This window comes from Streptomyces sp. NPDC000348 (genome assembly GCF_042898795.1).
Lineage (GTDB): Bacteria > Actinomycetota > Actinomycetes > Streptomycetales > Streptomycetaceae > Streptomyces.
On the sequence record NZ_JBIAZD010000001.1, the window covers coordinates 611,729 to 627,543 of the forward strand.

A 15,815-nucleotide genomic window follows, 5' to 3' on the forward strand; every position below is an offset into this window, starting at 1 on the left:
CCACTGCGGGGAACGGGCCCACCCGTACGGTGCCGTCCTGCGCCGTCCTGTGCCGCCTGCTCAGCCGGCGAGGATGGCGCGCGCCAGCTTCGCCGTCTCGGTCGGCGTCTTGCCGACCTTGACGCCGGCGGCCTCGAGGGCCTCCTTCTTCGCGGCGGCCGTGCCGGAGGAACCGGAGACGATGGCGCCGGCGTGGCCCATGGTCTTGCCCTCGGGCGCGGTGAAGCCCGCGACGTAGCCGACGACCGGCTTCTTCACGTTCTCCTTGATGAAGGCCGCGGCCCGCTCCTCGGCGTCGCCGCCGATCTCACCGATCATCACGATCAGGTCGGTGTCGGGGTCGGCCTCGAACGCGGCGAGCGCGTCGATGTGCGTGGTGCCGATGACCGGGTCGCCGCCGATGCCCACGGCGGAGGAGAAGCCGATGTCACGCAGCTCGTACATCATCTGGTACGTCAGCGTGCCGGACTTCGAGACCAGGCCGATGCGGCCCGGCTTGGTGATGTCGCCCGGGATGATGCCGGCGTTCGACTGACCGGGGGTGATCAGACCCGGGCAGTTCGGGCCGATGATCCGGGTCTTGTTGCCCTTCTCCACGGCGTACGCGTAGAAGGCGGCGGAGTCGTGCACCGCGATGCCCTCGGTGATGACGACCGCGAGCGGGATCTCGGCGTCGATGGCCTCGACGACGGCGGCCTTGGCGAAGGCCGGCGGGACGAAGAGGACGGACACGTTGGCGCCCGTCTTCTCCATCGCCTCGGCGACCGTGCCGAAGACCGGGATCTCGTTGCCGTCGATGTCGACCGACGTGCCCGCCTTGCGGGGGTTCACGCCACCGACGATGTTCGTGCCGTCGGCCAGCATGAGCTTGGTGTGCTTCATGCCCGTGGCACCGGTCATGCCCTGGACAATGACCTTGGAGTCCTTGTTGAGGAAGATAGCCATGGCTGTGGTGTCCCTCGTCCCTTACTTCGCAGCCGCGAGCTCGGCGGCCTTGTCGGCCGCGCCGTCCATGGTGTCCACGCGCTGCACCAGCGGGTGGTTGGCGTCGGAGAGGATCTTGCGACCCAGCTCGGCGTTGTTGCCGTCGAGACGGACGACGAGGGGCTTGGTGACTTCCTCGCCCCGGTCCGCGAGCAGCTGCAGCGCCTGCACGATGCCGTTGGCGACCTCGTCGCACGCGGTGATGCCGCCGAAGACGTTGACGAAGACGGACTTGACGTCCGGGTCGCCGAGGATGATCTCCAGGCCGTTCGCCATGACGGCGGCGGAGGCGCCACCGCCGATGTCGAGGAAGTTGGCGGGCTTGACGCCGCCGTGCGCCTCACCGGCGTAGGCGACGACGTCCAGGGTGCTCATGACGAGACCCGCGCCGTTGCCGATGATGCCGACCTCGCCGTCGAGCTTGACGTAGTTGAGGTTCTTCTCCTTGGCGGCCGCCTCGAGCGGGTTGGCGGAGGCCTTGTCCTGGAGGGCCTCGTGCTCCGGCTGGCGGAACTCGGCGTTCTCGTCCAGGGAGACCTTGCCGTCCAGGGCGATGACGTCACCGGAGGCGACCTTGGCCAGCGGGTTGACCTCGACGAGGAGCGCGTCCTCGGCGACGAAGGTCTTCCACAGGGTGACCAGGACGTCGGCGACCTTGTCGGCGACCTCGGCCGGGAAGTTCGCGGCCTCGACGATCTCGCGGGCCTTGGCGGGGGTCACACCCTCGTTGGCGTCGATCGGGGTCTTGGCGACGGCCTCGGGGCGGGTGGCCGCCACCTCCTCGATCTCCATGCCGCCCTCGACGGAGGCGATGGAGAGGAAGGTGCGGTTGGCGCGGTCGAGGAGGAAGGAGACGTAGTACTCCTCCAGGATCTCCGGGGCCGTCTCGGCGATCATCACCTTGTGGACCGTGTGGCCCTTGATGTCCATGCCGAGGATGTCCGTCGCACGGGCGACGGCCTCGTCCGGGGTCGCGGCGAGCTTGACGCCACCGGCCTTGCCGCGGCCGCCGACCTTCACCTGGGCCTTGACGACGGACTTGCCACCGAGACGCTCGGTGGCTGCGCGGGCCGCCTCAGGCGTGTCGATGACTTCACCGGCCAGCACCGGTACATCGTGCTTGGCGAAGAGGTCCCTCGCCTGGTACTCGAACAGGTCCACGCGCTTCCGTCCCTATCAGTGATCTCGCGGTTCGTTGGATGCGTGGGCGTGCCGCGAAGGGCAACGTGACGTCCGCTGTGTCACAAGGGAGGCGCACACGGTGTCCGAGCGCGCGGCATGTCCGTCTCGCAGGTTATCGCCGCTGGGGGGACCTCTCTAAATCGCGGGTCACACGTGAGCGGTGATACCTGTCACATGATGCCGTCCTCTCTGGCACGGCGTGCCGGGCATGAGGGGCCTCACCGGGCTGGGGTTGGCCCGGTGAGGCCCTGGCGAACAACCCGGAGGGGCGGTGAACGCCCTGTTCCCCGGGATGCGGGGCGGCCGGCCCCCACCCCAATGGGGGCCGGCCGCCCCTCCACGAGGTTCCGACCGGACGGTCCGACGGCTTTCGGCTGTCCGGGTCCTGCTGCCCCGTGGAGTTCTTTGTCACCCGTGAGTCGGGTACGGGTGGGGGCGCGGGCGTGTGCGGCCGGACCGGCGGGAGAGGGCCCGCGACGGCCTCCGCCGGGGCACGGAAGGGTGCCCGGACGGGCAGGGCCGCCACGCCGTCCCCGCGCGCACGTGCCCGCGGCGAGGGAGGGAGCGCCCCTAAGCGGGCGAGACCGGGACGTCCCGGTACGGGTCCCGCGTACCGGCCGCCTCGGCGGGCACGGCGGCGCCGGGCGCGAGCCGGAGCGGCGGCCGGTGGGACGTGGTGACGGCGTACGCGTCACCGTGTCGCGGTGTGCCGTGGTCCGCGGCCGAGCGGCCGCCCGTCGCGCCGTCCGGCTGACCGGCGGGGGTGCCGGGAGCGTGCGGCGCGGGGGCCGGGCCGGCGTCCACGGCGGGTACGGCGTCCCGCGCGGGCCGGTGTCCTCGTTCCGCGTGGGTCGCGCCGCCGGCGCGGAGGGGCTCCGGGCCGTGGGCGACGGGGCCCGGGACGAGTCCCGCGGCCGGCTCCGCGACCGGCTCCGCGGTCCCGGACGGTCCGTCCGTTCCCTTCGGCCCGTCCGGCCCGTCCGGGGCGTCCGGGGCGTCCTGCCCGGCCGCGTCGGACGGCGGTGCCGAGGTGTCCGGCCGCGGGGCGGGCGTGCTCGGTCCGGGGAGCGTCTGCTCCGGTGCGTCGGGCAGGTGCGGGAGCTCCGGCAGCGGCGCGGGCCGCTCCGGGCCGGGGAGCGCGGGCAGGGCGGGGAGCGCGGGCAGGGCTGGCAGGGCTGGCGGCGCGGGCAGCGCGGGGAGCGCGGGAAGCTGTCCCGGTGTCGCCTCGTCCAGCCGGTCGGTCACCGCACCGACCAGGTCCTCGACCGGCCGTACGATCCGCTCGTCCACGGAGCGGAGCACGGTCCCGGTCAGCGGGCGGACCGGACCGGCCACGTCCGGGCGCGGCACGGTGAGGTCCGGGACGGCCGGCGCGGGACCGTGCGCGCCGGGCGGGGTGCCCGAGCCGGCCGGCACCGAGGGCCCGACGGCGGAGGAGGTCCCCCCGGCCGGCCCGCCGTCCGCCGCCTGCGCCCGCTCCCCGCACAGCACGCCGAGCACGAACACCGCGCCCACCAGCAGCGCCAGCCGGACCGCACGCAGCCCGGCCGCCGTGCGCATCGCGCGCAGAGCGGCACCGGGCGGGGCTGCTGACCGGATCAAGAGGGGCGGGTCCTCCCGGACGGCGGAACGGCTGGAGACGCTTCACGGGACCTTCATCGAACGGCGCCGATCCTTGCACGCGACTCCCGAGGTCGCGCAAGCCCTCCGTTACCGATGGGTACTCATGTCCGTTTTCACCGGACCGGGTTCGCTCCTCATGCCGCGTCCGGTATCGGCAACGGCCGCTTCTCGATCGCCGCCGCCATCACCTCCGGGAACAGATCGGGTGTGCAGGCGAACGCCGGTGCGCCCAGCGCGGCGAGCGCCGCCGCGTGCTCCCCGTCGTACGCGGGCGCCCCCTCGTCGGACAGCGCGAGCAGCGTCACGAACTGCACGCCCGAGGCCTTCATCGCCGCCACCCGCTTGAGCATCTCGTCGCGTATCCCCCCTTCGTAGAGGTCGCTGATCAGCACGACCACCGTCTCCGCCGGCCGGGTGATCCGCGACTGGCAGTACGCCAGCGCCCGGTTGATGTCCGTACCACCGCCGAGCCGGGTGCCGAAGAGCACGTCGACGGGGTCGTCGAGCTGGTCGGTGAGGTCGACGACCGCCGTGTCGAAGACGACGAGCCGGGTGCCGATCGACCGCATGGAGGCGAGCACCGCCCCGAACACCGACGCGTACACGACGGACGCCGCCATCGACCCGGACTGGTCGACGCAGAGGACGACCTCCTTCCGCACCGACCGCGAGGCGCGCCCGTGGCCGATGAGCCGCTCGGGCACGACCGTCCGGTACTCCGGGAGGTAGTGCTTGAGGTTGGCCGCGATCGTGCGGTTCCAGTCGATGTCGTGGTGGCGCGGCCGGCTGACGCGGGCACTGCGGTCGAGGGCCCCGGTGAGGGTGGCCCGGGTGCGGGTGGCGAGTCGCTTCTCCAGGTCCTCGACGACCTTGCGCACGACCGCCCGCGCCGTCTCCTTGGTCGTCTCCGGCATGGCCTTGTCGAGCGACAGCAGCGTGCCGACGAGGTGGACGTCGGCCTCGACGGCCTCCAGCACCTCCGGTTCCAGCAGGAGCGCGGCGAGGCCGAGCCGGTCGATGGCGTCGCGCTGCATGACCTGGACCACGGAGGACGGGAAGTAGGTCCGGATGTCCCCGAGCCAGCGGGCCACCGAGGGCGCCGACGCGCCGAGCCCCGCCGACCGGTCCCGGCCCGCCTGCGGCCTGTCTCCCTTGCCGTAGAGCGCGGCGAGCGCCCCGTCCATCGCGGCGTCATGCCCGGACAGCGCGCACCCCGTCCCGTCGGCCGTGTCGCCGCCGAGCACGAGCCGCCAGCGCCGCAGCCGCTCCTGCGCCGGGTCCGTCACCGTGGCCGGCATGTCCGCCTCCTCCCGCGTGTCCGTCTCCTCCCGCGTGCCCGCCTCCCCTCGCGTGCCCGCCTCCCCTCGCGTGCCCGCCTCCCCTCGCGTGCCCGCCTCCCCTCGCGTGCCCGCCTCCCCTCGCGTGCCCGCCTCCTCCCGCATGGCCGTCATCCCGTCACCCCCGCGAGCCCGTCGCGCGCTTCCCGGTCCTCCCCGTCCGGCCCGAGCAGCAGCCGCAGCACCGGCAGCACGGCGTCCGCGCGGACGGTGTCGGGGTCGGGGGCGAAGCCGGGGGCGCCGGAGACCGCGGCCGCCGTGCCGCCGCGTGTCCCCGGTCCGCGCCGGACCAGTTCCCCGAGGGTGCGGCGCACCCCCGGCTCGAACGCCGAGAACGTCCGCCGCAGCAGCGGCAGTACGTCCGTGAACGCCTCCGCCGGCACGCCCGTCAGCCACGTGTCGACCAGCCCGAGCAGCCGCTCGTCGTGGACCAGGAGCAGTCCGCCGCCGGAGCCGCCGCCGACGAAGCCCTCGATCCACGCGGCCGCGTCCGCCGGCGGCGTGCCCGGCGACAGCACGAGCCCCATGAGCCGCGCCGCCTCCTCCTGCGCCAGCTCCCCGTCGTCCAGCAGCAGCCGCACGGACCGCCCTCGTAGGACGCCGGGCACGGTGTCCCGTGCGGACAGGGTCCGCAGCACCGACTGCCAGCGGGCGCGCAGCCCCGCGTGGCCCGGCGCGGGGGCGTCGCCGAGGAGACCCACCGCGCCGTGCACCGCGTCGACGTGGCGCCGCATCTCGTCGGCGGCGTCCGCGTCCAGGGCGGCGCAGGCCGCGGGCAGTCCGACGAAGACCCGCTCGGCGAGCCCCGCGGCGACCTCGGCCAGCGCCGCGGTGTCGGTGCCGCGCACGTCGCCGTAGCGCAGCGAGCGGACCAGGGCGGGCAGCGCCTGGGCGAGATGGCCGACGTCCGTGTCGAGGGCCGCGCGGTCGGTGAGGATCCGCATCACCGTGGGCAGTGCCCCGGGCAGTGCGGCCAGCAGGCAGCGCTCGGCGAGCCCGGTGACCTCGGCGAGTCCCCGCGCGGCGACGGCGTCCGCCTCCGCCCTGGCGGTCGCGGCGGCGAGCACGGTCGTCCCCCAGACCCCGGCCTCGGCGACCCGCACGGACAGCTCGGGCTCCCAGCGCAGCCGCCATGTCTCCCGGAAGGTCCCCGTGCCGCGTGCGGCGGCCGGCTCCCCCCAGTCGATGCCGAGCAGCCGCAGCCGGTGCAGCAGCCTGCCGCGCTCCGCGTCGGTCTCCTTGCGCAGGTCGAGCTCCAGCTCCCGCTCCCCGGCCTCGGGTTTCAGCCGCAGCCGGCGCTGAATCCGCGCGAGGTCCCGCTGCAGCGGCACGGCGGGCGCCGTCGCCGGCACCTCCCCGAGCACGTCGCCGACGACCAGCCGGTCGTGCACCAGTGCCAGCGGCACGTCGGAGCCCTCGCACATCACCGCCCGCACGGCGTCGGTCGTCTCGCTCAGGCCGGGCAGCGGACGTCCGCGCAGCGCGGCGAGGGTCTCCGCCAGCCGTACGGCCTCGATGACGTGCGCGGAGGAGACGGTCCGGTCCTCGGCCCGCAGCAGCCCGGCCACCTTGGTCAGCCACCGCTCGACCGGCCGGTCCGGGGCACTGAACAGGTGCCCGTACCAGCCCGGGGAGTCGATGCCCGCGCCGTAGCCGCTCGTCCGGGAGAGCCTGCGGTGGGTCCAGGGTACCCAGGTCATGTCCGTCTTCACCTTGGGCAGCCCCTTCAGCAGGGCGCGGTCGGCGGCGACGGTGGTCCTCCGCCGCAGCGCCGGCACGTGCCAGGCCCCGCAGACCACGGCCACGCCGTCCTCGGACTCCCGCTGCGCCGCCCGGATCCGCAGCCGCATGTGCGCCTCGCGCACGAGGTCCCGCCGGTGTCCCCCGCTTCCGTACTCCTCCCGCAGCGCGGTCATGGCCTCCTCCAGCGCGGTGAACGGCGCGACCGCGTCCCCCTCGCCCACGCCCCGGTGCTCTACCACGTCCTCCCACCACCGCTCGGCGTCGTCGTACCCGGCGGCCTCGGCGAGCACTACCAGGGGATCGGCCCGCACGTCTTCGCCCGTGCCGGGCGCGCGGTCCTCGTCGTCCTCCCGGGCCAGTGTGTGCGTGGCCGGCAGGTCGATGAAACGGGCCGGGACCCCGTGCTCCAGCGCCCAGCGGAGCGCGACCCACTCCGGGGAGAATTCGGCCAGCGGCCAGAAGGCCGAGCGGCCGGGCTCGTCCACCGCGTGGGCGAGCAGCGCGACGGGCGGCCGCATGTCCTCCCCGGCGGCGAGCGGGACCAGCGCGTCCGCCTCCGGCGGGCCCTCGATCAGCACGGCGCCCGGCCGGGCCTCCTCCAGCACCGCCCGCACCGCCCGCGCGGACCCCGGCCCGTGATGCCGCACGCCGAGCAGCAGCGGCCCCGCGGTGTCCGCCTTCCCGCCGTTCATCCACCGACCTCCCGGCAGGCCCGGTAGAAGTCCTTCCAGCCGTCGCGCTCGCGGACCACGGTCTCCAGGTACTCCTGCCAGACGACCCGGTCCGCCGCCGGGTCGCGGACGACCGCGCCGAGGATGCCCGCGGCAACGTCCCCGGCCCGCAGCACGCCGTCGCCGAAGTGGGCGGCCAGCGCCAGCCCGCCCGTGACGACGGAGATCGCCTCGGCGGTCGACAGCGTGCCGCTGGGCGACTTGAGCTTCGTCCGGCCGTCGGTGGTGATCCCGTCGCGCAGCTCGCGGAAGACGGTGACGACCCGGCGGATCTCGTCGACGCCGTCGGGCACGGCCGGCAGGTCGAGGGAGCGGCCGATCTGGCCGACCCGGCGCGAGACGATGTCGACCTCCGCCTCCGGGGTCTCGGGCAGCGGCAGCACCACGGTGTTGAAGCGGCGGCGCAGGGCGCTGGACAGGTCGTTGACCCCGCGGTCGCGGTCGTTGGCCGTGGCGATCAGGTTGAAGCCGCGGACGGCCTGCACCTCCTGGCCCAGCTCCGGTATCGGCAGCGTCTTCTCCGACAGGATGGTGATCAGCGTGTCCTGGACGTCGGCCGGGATGCGGGTCAGCTCCTCGACGCGGGCCGTCATGCCCTCCGCCATGGCCCGCATCACCGGGCCGGGCACGAGGGCGTCGCGGCTGGGGCCTTGGGCGAGCAGCCGGGCGTAGTTCCAGCCGTAGCGGATGGCCTCTTCCGGGGTGCCGGCCGTGCCCTGCACGAGCAGGGTGGAGTCGCCGCTGACCGCGGCGGCCAGGTGCTCGGAGACCCAGGTCTTCGCGGTGCCGGGTACGCCGAGCAGGAGCAGGGCGCGGTCGGTGGCGAGGGTGGTCACCGCGACCTCGACGATGCGGCGCGGACCGATGTACTTCGGCGTGACGACCGTGCCGTCCGGCAGCGTGCCGCCGAGCAGGTAGGTGGCGACGGCCCACGGCGACAGCCGCCAGCGGGCGGGGCGGGGACGGTCGTCCTGCGCCGCCAGCGCGGCGAGTTCGGCGGCGAAGGCGTCCTCGGCGTGCGGTCGCAGCGTCCGCGTCTGCGCCGCCGTCGTGTTCGCGGGCGCGGAGCTGTTCCGCATCGGGTCGACGGGCGTCGGTCCAACGGGCACAGTCATGGCTGGGTCCCCTCCAGCTCGGCCGGTTCGGATCTGGCACCAACCGTGCACCACGCCACTGACAATCGCTCTGACCTGCACGAACGATCTCGGCAAGGGCGATTGTCAGTGCCGGGATCTAGTTTCGGTGGCATGACTCAGCAGGGGGTGCGCTGGACCGCGGACCGGGTGCTGGCACTGGCGCCCGACCCCGCGTCACGCACGGCGGGGAGCGAACTCGGCGCGGCCGGCCCGTGGTCCGGGACCGGCAGTTCGGACGAGGGGACGGTGTGGGGTCTGTGCGAGGGCGGTGGGAGCACTCCGTACCGGACGGTCGTCGACGTCGCGGACGCCTCCGGGCCCGCGTACCGGTGCAGTTGCCCGAGCCGTGGGTTCCCGTGCGAGCACGCGCTCGGTCTGCTGCTGCTCTGGTCGGGCGGGGACGGGGCGGTGCCGCGGGGAGAGGCACCGGAGTGGGCCGAGCAGTGGATCGCGGGCCGGCGCACGCGCGCGGAGGAGGGACGGGCCGCGGGCGCCTCGCACTCCTCGGGTTCCGCCGACCCGGAGGCGGCGCGGCGCAGGGCGGAGCGCCGGGCCGAGCGGGTGACCGCGGGCGCGGTGGAGCTGGAGCAGCGCCTGGCGGACCTGTTCCGCGGCGGCCTGGCGGCGGCCGAGCAGTCGGGGGACGGGCTGTGGGAGGAGACCGCGGCCCGCATGGTCGACGCCCAGGCGCCGGGGCTGGCCGCCCGGGTGCGGGAGCTGGAGGTGCTCGCGGGCACCGGGCCGGGCCGGCCGGTGCGGCTGCTGGAGGAGTGCGCACTGCTCCACCTCCTCGGCCGGGGCTGGCTGCGCCGGGAGCGGCTGCCGGAGGGGCTGGCCGCGACGGTCCGTTCCCGCATCGGCCTGCCCGCGCCGGCGGACGGCCCGCCGATACGGGACCGCTGGCTGGTCCTCGCCCAGTACGACACGGCGGACAGTCGTCTGACGACCCGCCGCATCTGGCTGTACGGCACGGACTCGGGGCGCACGGCGCTGCTCCTCTCCCACGGTGCGGCGGGCCGTGCCCCGGAGCTCGCGCTGCCGGTCGGGCTGGCCCTCGACGCGGAGCTGTCGGCCCATCCGGGTACGGGGCAGCCGCGGATGGCCCTGGTCGAGCGGTTCGCGTCGCCCGCGCCGACGGACGCACGGCCGCCGGGGACCACGACGGCCCGGGCGGCCGCCCGCTACGGCGAGGCGCTGCGCGACGACCCCTGGCTGGACTCGGTCCCGGTGACGCTGGACCGGGTGATACCGGCTCCGGCCGATGACGGCTGGCAGCTGGCCGACGCCGACGAGGACGCGGCCCTGCCGCTCACCGCGGCCGCGCGGTCCCGCCCCGGTCTGTGGCGTCTGGTCGCCCTGTCGGGTGGCGCCCCGGTCAGGGTCTTCGGCGAGTGCGGCCACCAGGGATTCACTCCATTGGCGGCATGGCCGGAGGGGCCCGGTGAGGCGGTTCCGCTGTGCTGAGCAGCGCGCTCGGCCCCGTTCCCGCCCTTCCCGGGAATCTTTCGGACATCACTGGACACTCGGTGCGTGTGAGTCTTCGACCGTGCCGGGACGCCCGTCGGAAAGGAAGCTCATGAGCAGGACGACCACCGCCGTGGGCGCCTCTCTCCCGGACTCCTGGGAGGAGCTGGTGACCACGGCCCTGCTGGGCACGGACCGGCGCACACCGGCGGGCTCCGCGTCCGGGCCGGACGCGCCGTCGGCCCTGCTGGACGCGGCGGCCGTGGCGACCGTGCGGCGACGCGCCGGGCTGCGGCCGGCGCGGGCCGCGGAGCGTCCGCGGCCCGCCCCCGAGGACCCGCGCCCCCCGCTGCCGTCCGCCGCCGCGCGCCGGCTCACCATGCTGCTCGCCGACCGTCCCGGCACCCCCGGCGGTGGCCGCCGGGGCACGGCCCCGGACCTCATGGAGTTGCTGCCCCAGTGGCTGGCGGCGGCGAACGCCCGTGGTTTCGCGCCGCCCCCGGCCGCGCTGCCCGCCCTGCTCGACGCCGCCCGGGGACGGACCGACCTGCGTCCGGCGGCGCTGCGGTTCGCGGGGCCGCGCGCCCTGTGGCTGGCCCGGTTCAACCCGGACTGGCGGTTCGCCCTGCGTTCCACACCGGGCGGGGGCACGTCCGCGCCCCGCCTCCAGGACACGCAGGGCATACGGCAGCTCTGGCAGGAGGGCCTCTTCGCCGAACGGATCGCCCTCCTCACCGCCCTCCGCTCCCGCGAGCCGGCCACCGCGCGGGAGCTCCTCGCGGCGAGCTGGGCGACGGAGCGGGCGGAGGACCGCCTGATGTTCCTGGACTCGCTGCGCACCGGACTCGGCCCGGACGACGAGCCGTTCCTGGAGCAGGCCCTGGCCGACCGCAGCCGCAACGTACGGGCGACGGCGGCGGAGCTGCTGTCGGCGCTGCCCGGCTCCGCGCTGGCGCGGCGCATGGCGGTCCGGGCCGGGGCGTGTGTGGCCGTCGACCGTACGCGGGACACCCCGACGATCATCGTCGAGGCGCCGCACGAGTGCGACGCGGGCATGGAACGCGACGGCGTGGTGGCCAGGGCCCCGGCGGGCCGGGGCGAACGGTCTTGGTGGCTCGGCCAGTTGGTGGAGGCGGCCCCTCTGGACGGCTGGTCGCGGCGGCTCGGCGGGCGTACGCCGCGGGAGATCGTGGCACTGCCGGTGGCGGACGACTGGCAGGGCGAACTGCACGCGGCCTGGTGCCGGGCGGCGGTACGGCAGCGCGACGCGGCGTGGTCCCGGGCGCTGCTGTCGGAGCCCTCCGCGCCGGAGGCGGGCGGCCCGGGGGCGGTGTCCCTGGCCGAACGCGCCAAGCTGCTCGGCACCCTGGACGCCGCCGAACGGGCCGAGTGGGTGGCCGGGTTCATCGAGACGCACGGTCTGTCCGAAGCATTCCAGCTGCTCGGGGTATGTGCCGTGCCCTGGGCGGCGCCGGTCGGGCGGGCGGTGGTCGACGCGCTCAACATCGCGCGTGACGCAGGGAGTTATCCATGGAGTTTCAGCGGAGTCATGGGCCTGGCCGAACGCTGTCTCGACCCGTCCGAGGCCGGCCGCCTCGACGCGCTCCTGGCCGTACCGGACGAGCCGGAGAACGCGTCGCCCGGAGCCGGCGGCTACTGGTCGGAGGCCTTCCAGCGCCTGGTCACCACCCTGCGCCTGCGCGCGGCCATGCTGGCCGAACTGACGCCGGCCGCCCCCTGACCGACCCCGGTCACGTCTCCGCGGGCGGTCGTGCCTCCCCCAGTGCCTCAAGGGCCTGGGAGGTGCCCCCAGGGGCGACGGGGGTCCCCCCGGTCATGGGGATCCCCCCGCTCGAGCGAAGCCGGGACCGGGGAATGGTGGGCGGTGAGGGTCCCCCTGCTGGAGCGAAGTCGGGAGTGGGGGAGGAGCCGAGACCGGGGGAGGCACCCCGCAAGCGCCGGGCCGCGCAACCCGCCCCCGGTCCGCACCCGCACGGGGCGTGCGGCGCCGGGCCGCGCCGGCCCGGGGGTCTCGGATGCGGGATCCCGGTCCGAGCGCAGCGCACGCGGCGCCACCGACGCGGCCTACGCCTCCGCCGGCTGCCGCACGTTCGCCCGCACCCACTCCACGATGGACGCCGTGGTCGCACCCGGGGTGAAGATCTCCGCGACGCCCTTCTCCTTCAGCGGAGGGATGTCCGCCTCGGGGATGATCCCGCCGCCGAAGACCAGGATGTCCGCCGCGTCCCGCTGTTCGAGCAGCTCGATGACGGCCGCGAAGAGCGTGTTGTGCGCCCCGGAGAGGATGGACAGACCGATCGCGTCGGCGTCCTCCTGGATCGCGGTGTCGACGATCTGCTCGGGGGTCTGGTGAAGCCCGGTGTAGATCACCTCCATACCGGCGTCGCGCAGCGCCCGCGCGATCACCTTGGCCCCGCGATCGTGGCCGTCGAGCCCCGGCTTGGCCACCACCACGCGGATCGGACCGGCTGCCACACCCATCACTGCCTCCATGAAGCGACTACATCCATCCGTACCGACAAGTACCGCACACATCCGTCATGCCGCGCACATCGCCCGGGCACCCCGGCCCGAACCGGCCGGGGAAGTGAACGAACGTTATCTCCAGCATCCCGCAACCGGCAGTTTCACGGTGCGCGGGGAGGGGCAAATCACACGGAGGGACACGTTCATCGCGCAGCGTTCCCGGGTGCCGAGCCCCGCGCACCGCGTGCCCGTGCACCACTCGGGCATCGGTGGGAACATGCGCACAAGGGATTCGTACCGAGGTCGCCGTACCATCGCGCCCCCTCCACCCCTCACCCGCGCGCACCGTCGACCGCTCTCGTAGCGATTTCCCACGAGGGCACACGGGGGACAGGGCCGTCCTCCCGCGTGCCGACAGGAGGTCGGCCATGAAGGTCACCGAGGCAGCTCTTCCCTTCCTGCCGCTCTGCCGGCGTCTTCTGCCGGCCCGGCTGGCGGATCTCTCCCTGACCCTGCTGAAGGCGACCGCCCTGGAGCTGGCGATCCTGGCGGGCCACCTCCTGCTCTATCCCGCGGGCATCGTCCAGGAGCGCCGGGACGCGCGCCCCGCCCTGCCCGGCCTGGCCGGTGCCGCGCAGCTGCCGGCGGAGGCCAAGCCCCCGGTGGTGCTGCTGCACGGCTTCATCGACAACCGGTCGGTCTTCGTCCTGCTGCGCCGCAGCCTCGCCCAGCACGGCAGGCAGCAGATCGAGTCGCTCAACTACTCGCCGCTGACCTGCGACATCCGCATCGCGGCCGAGTTGCTCGGCCGACACATAGAGCAGGTGTGCGAACGTACGGGCAGCCACCGGGTCGATGTGGTCGGGCACAGCCTCGGCGGGCTCATCGCGCGGTACTACGTGCAGCGGCTGGGCGGTGACAGCCGCGTGCGGACGCTCGTCACGCTGGGCACCCCGCACTCCGGCACCCGCGTCGCGCCGCTGGCCAACGCGCATCCCATCGTGCGCCAGATGCGCCCCGGCTCGCCGGTGCTCGAGGAGCTCGCCCAGCCCGCGTCGGGCTGCCGTACGCGCTTCGTCGCCTTCTGGAGCGACCTCGACCACATCATGGACCCGCTGGAGTCGGCGTGCGTCGAGCACCCCGACCTGACCGCGGTGAACGTACGGGTGAGCGGCGTGGGCCACCTCGCCCTGCCCGTGCACCCGGCCGTGGCGACCCGCATACGGCAGGCCCTGGACACGGCGCAGCCCGGGGAGCCGTCCACCGGCCGCCCGGAGGGCCTGACGGTGGCCTGACGGCCGACCCGGCCCCGGCCGCCGCCGCGGAGGGGGCGCGACACGCCCGGCACCGGCATCACGGGACAACCGGAACCGCGTGCCCCCTCGACAGCAATCCGAACAACAACGGTCCGAGGCGGCCCGCTTACGCCGCCGATCCCTCCACCATCTCGAACAAACCTCGAACAAAAAGCCAAGACCGCGCCCGTCGTCCGCCAAAAGACAACCGATTGCCCGTTTCCTGCGCGCACGAAACCTGCGGAAGATTGTCGTGCCCGCGTACCGCCGGGTACAGTCGCCGCACTGCTCTGGCAGCCCCTGTTGTCGAGGCGAAAGAGAAGTTGGTGAACGACCGTCACCCGTCGGGGACCATGGACCCGGCTCCGGCTTCCGATGCCGCTTCGGCGCCCTACGCGTCGTACGGCACCCAGGAAGCCCAGTACGGCGACTTCACCACGTACGGCGAGTACGACGCCACAGGTTTTGCCGCCACCCACTTCGGGACCGGCGGCCACACCACCGGAGCCTTCGCCACCGACCCCCTCTTCGGCGACCTCCCGGGCAGCGGCCACGACACGGGCGCGTACGAGACCGGGCACTGGCCCGCAGACGGTCACGACACCGGGCAGTACGACACGTACGCGGCCCCGTACCCGTCCGCGTACGACACCGGCGGCCACGACGCGACCGCCTGGACCACCGGCCACCACCCGATCACGGTGATCCCGCCGCAGGCCACCTCCCCTGAGACCGGCGGAGCGTGGGACTCCGGTGAGTGGCTCCAGCCCGATCAGTCCGGGAACCCCGCCGACCGGACCCAGCAGTGGGACTGGGGCACGCAGACCTTCGACAGCGGCGTCTACGACGCCACGCAGTGGAACTCCGACGGCGGCGACACCACCGCCCCGGCGCCCGCCTCCGAGACCCACGAGCCGCAGGCCGAGTCCTACGAGCACCAGGCCGAGTCGTTCGACCAGGAGCCCCACGGGGCTCCCGCCGCCGACGGGCCGGCCGACACCGGTGAGCTGCCCGCGGTGCACCTGCTCGAGGACCAGGAGGAGATCGTTCCCGCCCCGGTGCCGCGCGCGGCCTCGCGCGCCGGGTCCCGTTCCCGCCGCCGTACGCCCGCCAAGCGCTCCGCGCTGCTGACGGTGGCCGTGCCCTCGGCGTGCGTGATGGGCGTCGCCGGCATCGCCGCGGCCTCGGTCGGCGATCTGACCGACGACGGCGGCCAGGAGACGGCGACGACCGCGGCGGACGTCCAGCCGGTGAAACCGTCCGCCGCCAACCTCAAGCTGGACACCCAGTTGGAGAGCCTCGCCGCCGGCGCCGACGACTTCGCCGACCGGGCCAGCCGCACCCAGGAGCGCATCGACCTCAAGGCGCAGCAGGCGGCCGAGCGCAGGGCGGCCGCGGAGGAGGCGGCCCGCAAGGAGCGGCTGCGGCCGAAGTTCGCGCTCCCGGTCGCACAGCACGGCCTCAGCGCCTACTACGGCCAGTCCGGCATCAACTGGATGTCCGTCCACACCGGCATCGACTTCCCCGTCCTGTACGGCGCGACGGTGATGGCCGCGACCGACGGCACGGTGCGCACCCAGTTCAACTCCGCCTACGGCAACATGATGATCGTGACGGCGAAGGACGGCACGGAGACGTGGTACTGCCACCTCTCCAGCTACCAGGTCGCCTCCGGCACGACCGTGAAGGCCGGTGACCCGATCGCCTTCTCCGGGGACTCCGGCAACTCGACCGGTCCGCACCTGCACTTCGAGGTGCGCCCGGGCGGCGGCTCGGCGATCGACCCGCTCGCCTGGTTCCGCAGCCACGGCCTCGACCCGTCGTAGGGGCCGT

At 74.4% G+C, this 15,815-nt stretch carries 11 protein-coding genes; 4 read left to right on the top strand and 7 right to left on the bottom strand.

The window, feature by feature from the left end:
• Positions 1–60 precede the first annotated feature (60 nt).
• The 6 genes from sucD to ACFY3N_RS02890 all read right to left on the bottom strand — a co-directional run bounded on the left by sucD (position 61) and on the right by ACFY3N_RS02890 (position 8,715).
• Positions 61–945 (bottom strand): succinate--CoA ligase subunit alpha, encoded by an 885-nt coding sequence (gene sucD, locus ACFY3N_RS02865; protein WP_030871259.1) that lies wholly within the window; start codon positions 943–945, stop codon positions 61–63.
• A 21-nt stretch (positions 946–966) separates the two neighbouring features.
• Complete coding sequence (gene sucC / locus ACFY3N_RS02870; RefSeq protein ID WP_390814862.1) at positions 967–2,145, bottom strand: ADP-forming succinate--CoA ligase subunit beta; 1,179 nt, start codon at positions 2,143–2,145, stop codon at positions 967–969.
• A 591-nt stretch (positions 2,146–2,736) separates the two neighbouring features.
• Positions 2,737–3,768: a hypothetical protein gene (locus ACFY3N_RS02875; RefSeq protein WP_390814863.1), complete on the bottom strand. Its 1,032-nt coding sequence runs from the start codon at positions 3,766–3,768 to the stop codon at positions 2,737–2,739.
• Between the two features lie 155 nt (positions 3,769–3,923).
• A complete protein-coding gene (locus ACFY3N_RS02880) occupies positions 3,924–5,087 on the bottom strand; it encodes a VWA domain-containing protein (RefSeq protein ID WP_390814864.1) in 1,164 nt (387 codons plus the stop codon).
• Between the two features lie 149 nt (positions 5,088–5,236).
• Positions 5,237–7,561, bottom strand: coding sequence for a DUF5682 family protein (locus tag ACFY3N_RS02885; protein WP_390814865.1), 2,325 nt, complete (start codon positions 7,559–7,561; stop codon positions 5,237–5,239).
• Positions 7,558–8,715: an AAA family ATPase gene (locus ACFY3N_RS02890; RefSeq protein WP_390814866.1), complete on the bottom strand. Its 1,158-nt coding sequence runs from the start codon at positions 8,713–8,715 to the stop codon at positions 7,558–7,560. Before ACFY3N_RS02890 ends, ACFY3N_RS02885 begins: the two co-directional genes overlap by 4 nt.
• A gap of 132 nt (positions 8,716–8,847) precedes the next feature.
• Here ACFY3N_RS02890 and ACFY3N_RS02895 point away from each other — a divergent pair, with 132 nt between their 5' ends.
• Positions 8,848–10,200 (top strand): SWIM zinc finger family protein, encoded by a 1,353-nt coding sequence (locus tag ACFY3N_RS02895; RefSeq protein WP_390814867.1) that lies wholly within the window; start codon positions 8,848–8,850, stop codon positions 10,198–10,200.
• Between the two features lie 112 nt (positions 10,201–10,312).
• Positions 10,313–11,941, top strand: a complete 1,629-nt coding sequence (locus ACFY3N_RS02900; RefSeq protein ID WP_390814868.1) for a DUF5691 domain-containing protein — start codon at positions 10,313–10,315, stop codon at positions 11,939–11,941.
• A gap of 344 nt (positions 11,942–12,285) precedes the next feature.
• Here ACFY3N_RS02900 and ACFY3N_RS02905 read toward each other — a convergent pair whose 3' ends face one another.
• Positions 12,286–12,702: a cobalamin B12-binding domain-containing protein gene (locus ACFY3N_RS02905; RefSeq protein WP_390814869.1), complete on the bottom strand. Its 417-nt coding sequence runs from the start codon at positions 12,700–12,702 to the stop codon at positions 12,286–12,288.
• Between the two features lie 413 nt (positions 12,703–13,115).
• Between ACFY3N_RS02905 and ACFY3N_RS02910 the strand changes: the two genes are divergently transcribed.
• On the top strand, positions 13,116–13,982 hold the full coding sequence (locus ACFY3N_RS02910) for an esterase/lipase family protein (RefSeq protein ID WP_390814870.1): 867 nt from the start codon (positions 13,116–13,118) through the stop codon (positions 13,980–13,982).
• Positions 13,983–14,335: 353 nt separating this feature from the next.
• Positions 14,336–15,808, top strand: a complete 1,473-nt coding sequence (locus ACFY3N_RS02915) for a M23 family metallopeptidase (RefSeq protein WP_390815030.1) — start codon at positions 14,336–14,338, stop codon at positions 15,806–15,808.
• Positions 15,809–15,815: the final 7 nt, after the last annotated feature.

What these genes read in the sequence shown, in the direction of transcription:
- sucD (WP_030871259.1), bottom strand. Translation starts at nt 945, where the DNA reads ATGGCTATCTTCCTCAACAAGGACTCCAAGGTCATTGTCCAGGGCATG.
- ACFY3N_RS02880 (WP_390814864.1), bottom strand. Translation starts at nt 5,087, where the DNA reads ATGCCGGCCACGGTGACGGACCCGGCGCAGGAGCGGCTGCGGCGCTGG.
- ACFY3N_RS02885 (WP_390814865.1), bottom strand. Translation starts at nt 7,561, where the DNA reads ATGAACGGCGGGAAGGCGGACACCGCGGGGCCGCTGCTGCTCGGCGTG.
- ACFY3N_RS02890 (WP_390814866.1), bottom strand. Translation starts at nt 8,715, where the DNA reads ATGACTGTGCCCGTTGGACCGACGCCCGTCGACCCGATGCGGAACAGC.
- ACFY3N_RS02895 (WP_390814867.1), top strand. Translation starts at nt 8,848, where the DNA reads ATGACTCAGCAGGGGGTGCGCTGGACCGCGGACCGGGTGCTGGCACTG.
- ACFY3N_RS02900 (WP_390814868.1), top strand. Translation starts at nt 10,313, where the DNA reads ATGAGCAGGACGACCACCGCCGTGGGCGCCTCTCTCCCGGACTCCTGG.
- ACFY3N_RS02905 (WP_390814869.1), bottom strand. Translation starts at nt 12,702, where the DNA reads ATGGGTGTGGCAGCCGGTCCGATCCGCGTGGTGGTGGCCAAGCCGGGG.
- ACFY3N_RS02910 (WP_390814870.1), top strand. Translation starts at nt 13,116, where the DNA reads ATGAAGGTCACCGAGGCAGCTCTTCCCTTCCTGCCGCTCTGCCGGCGT.
- ACFY3N_RS02915 (WP_390815030.1), top strand. Translation starts at nt 14,336, where the DNA reads ATGGACCCGGCTCCGGCTTCCGATGCCGCTTCGGCGCCCTACGCGTCG.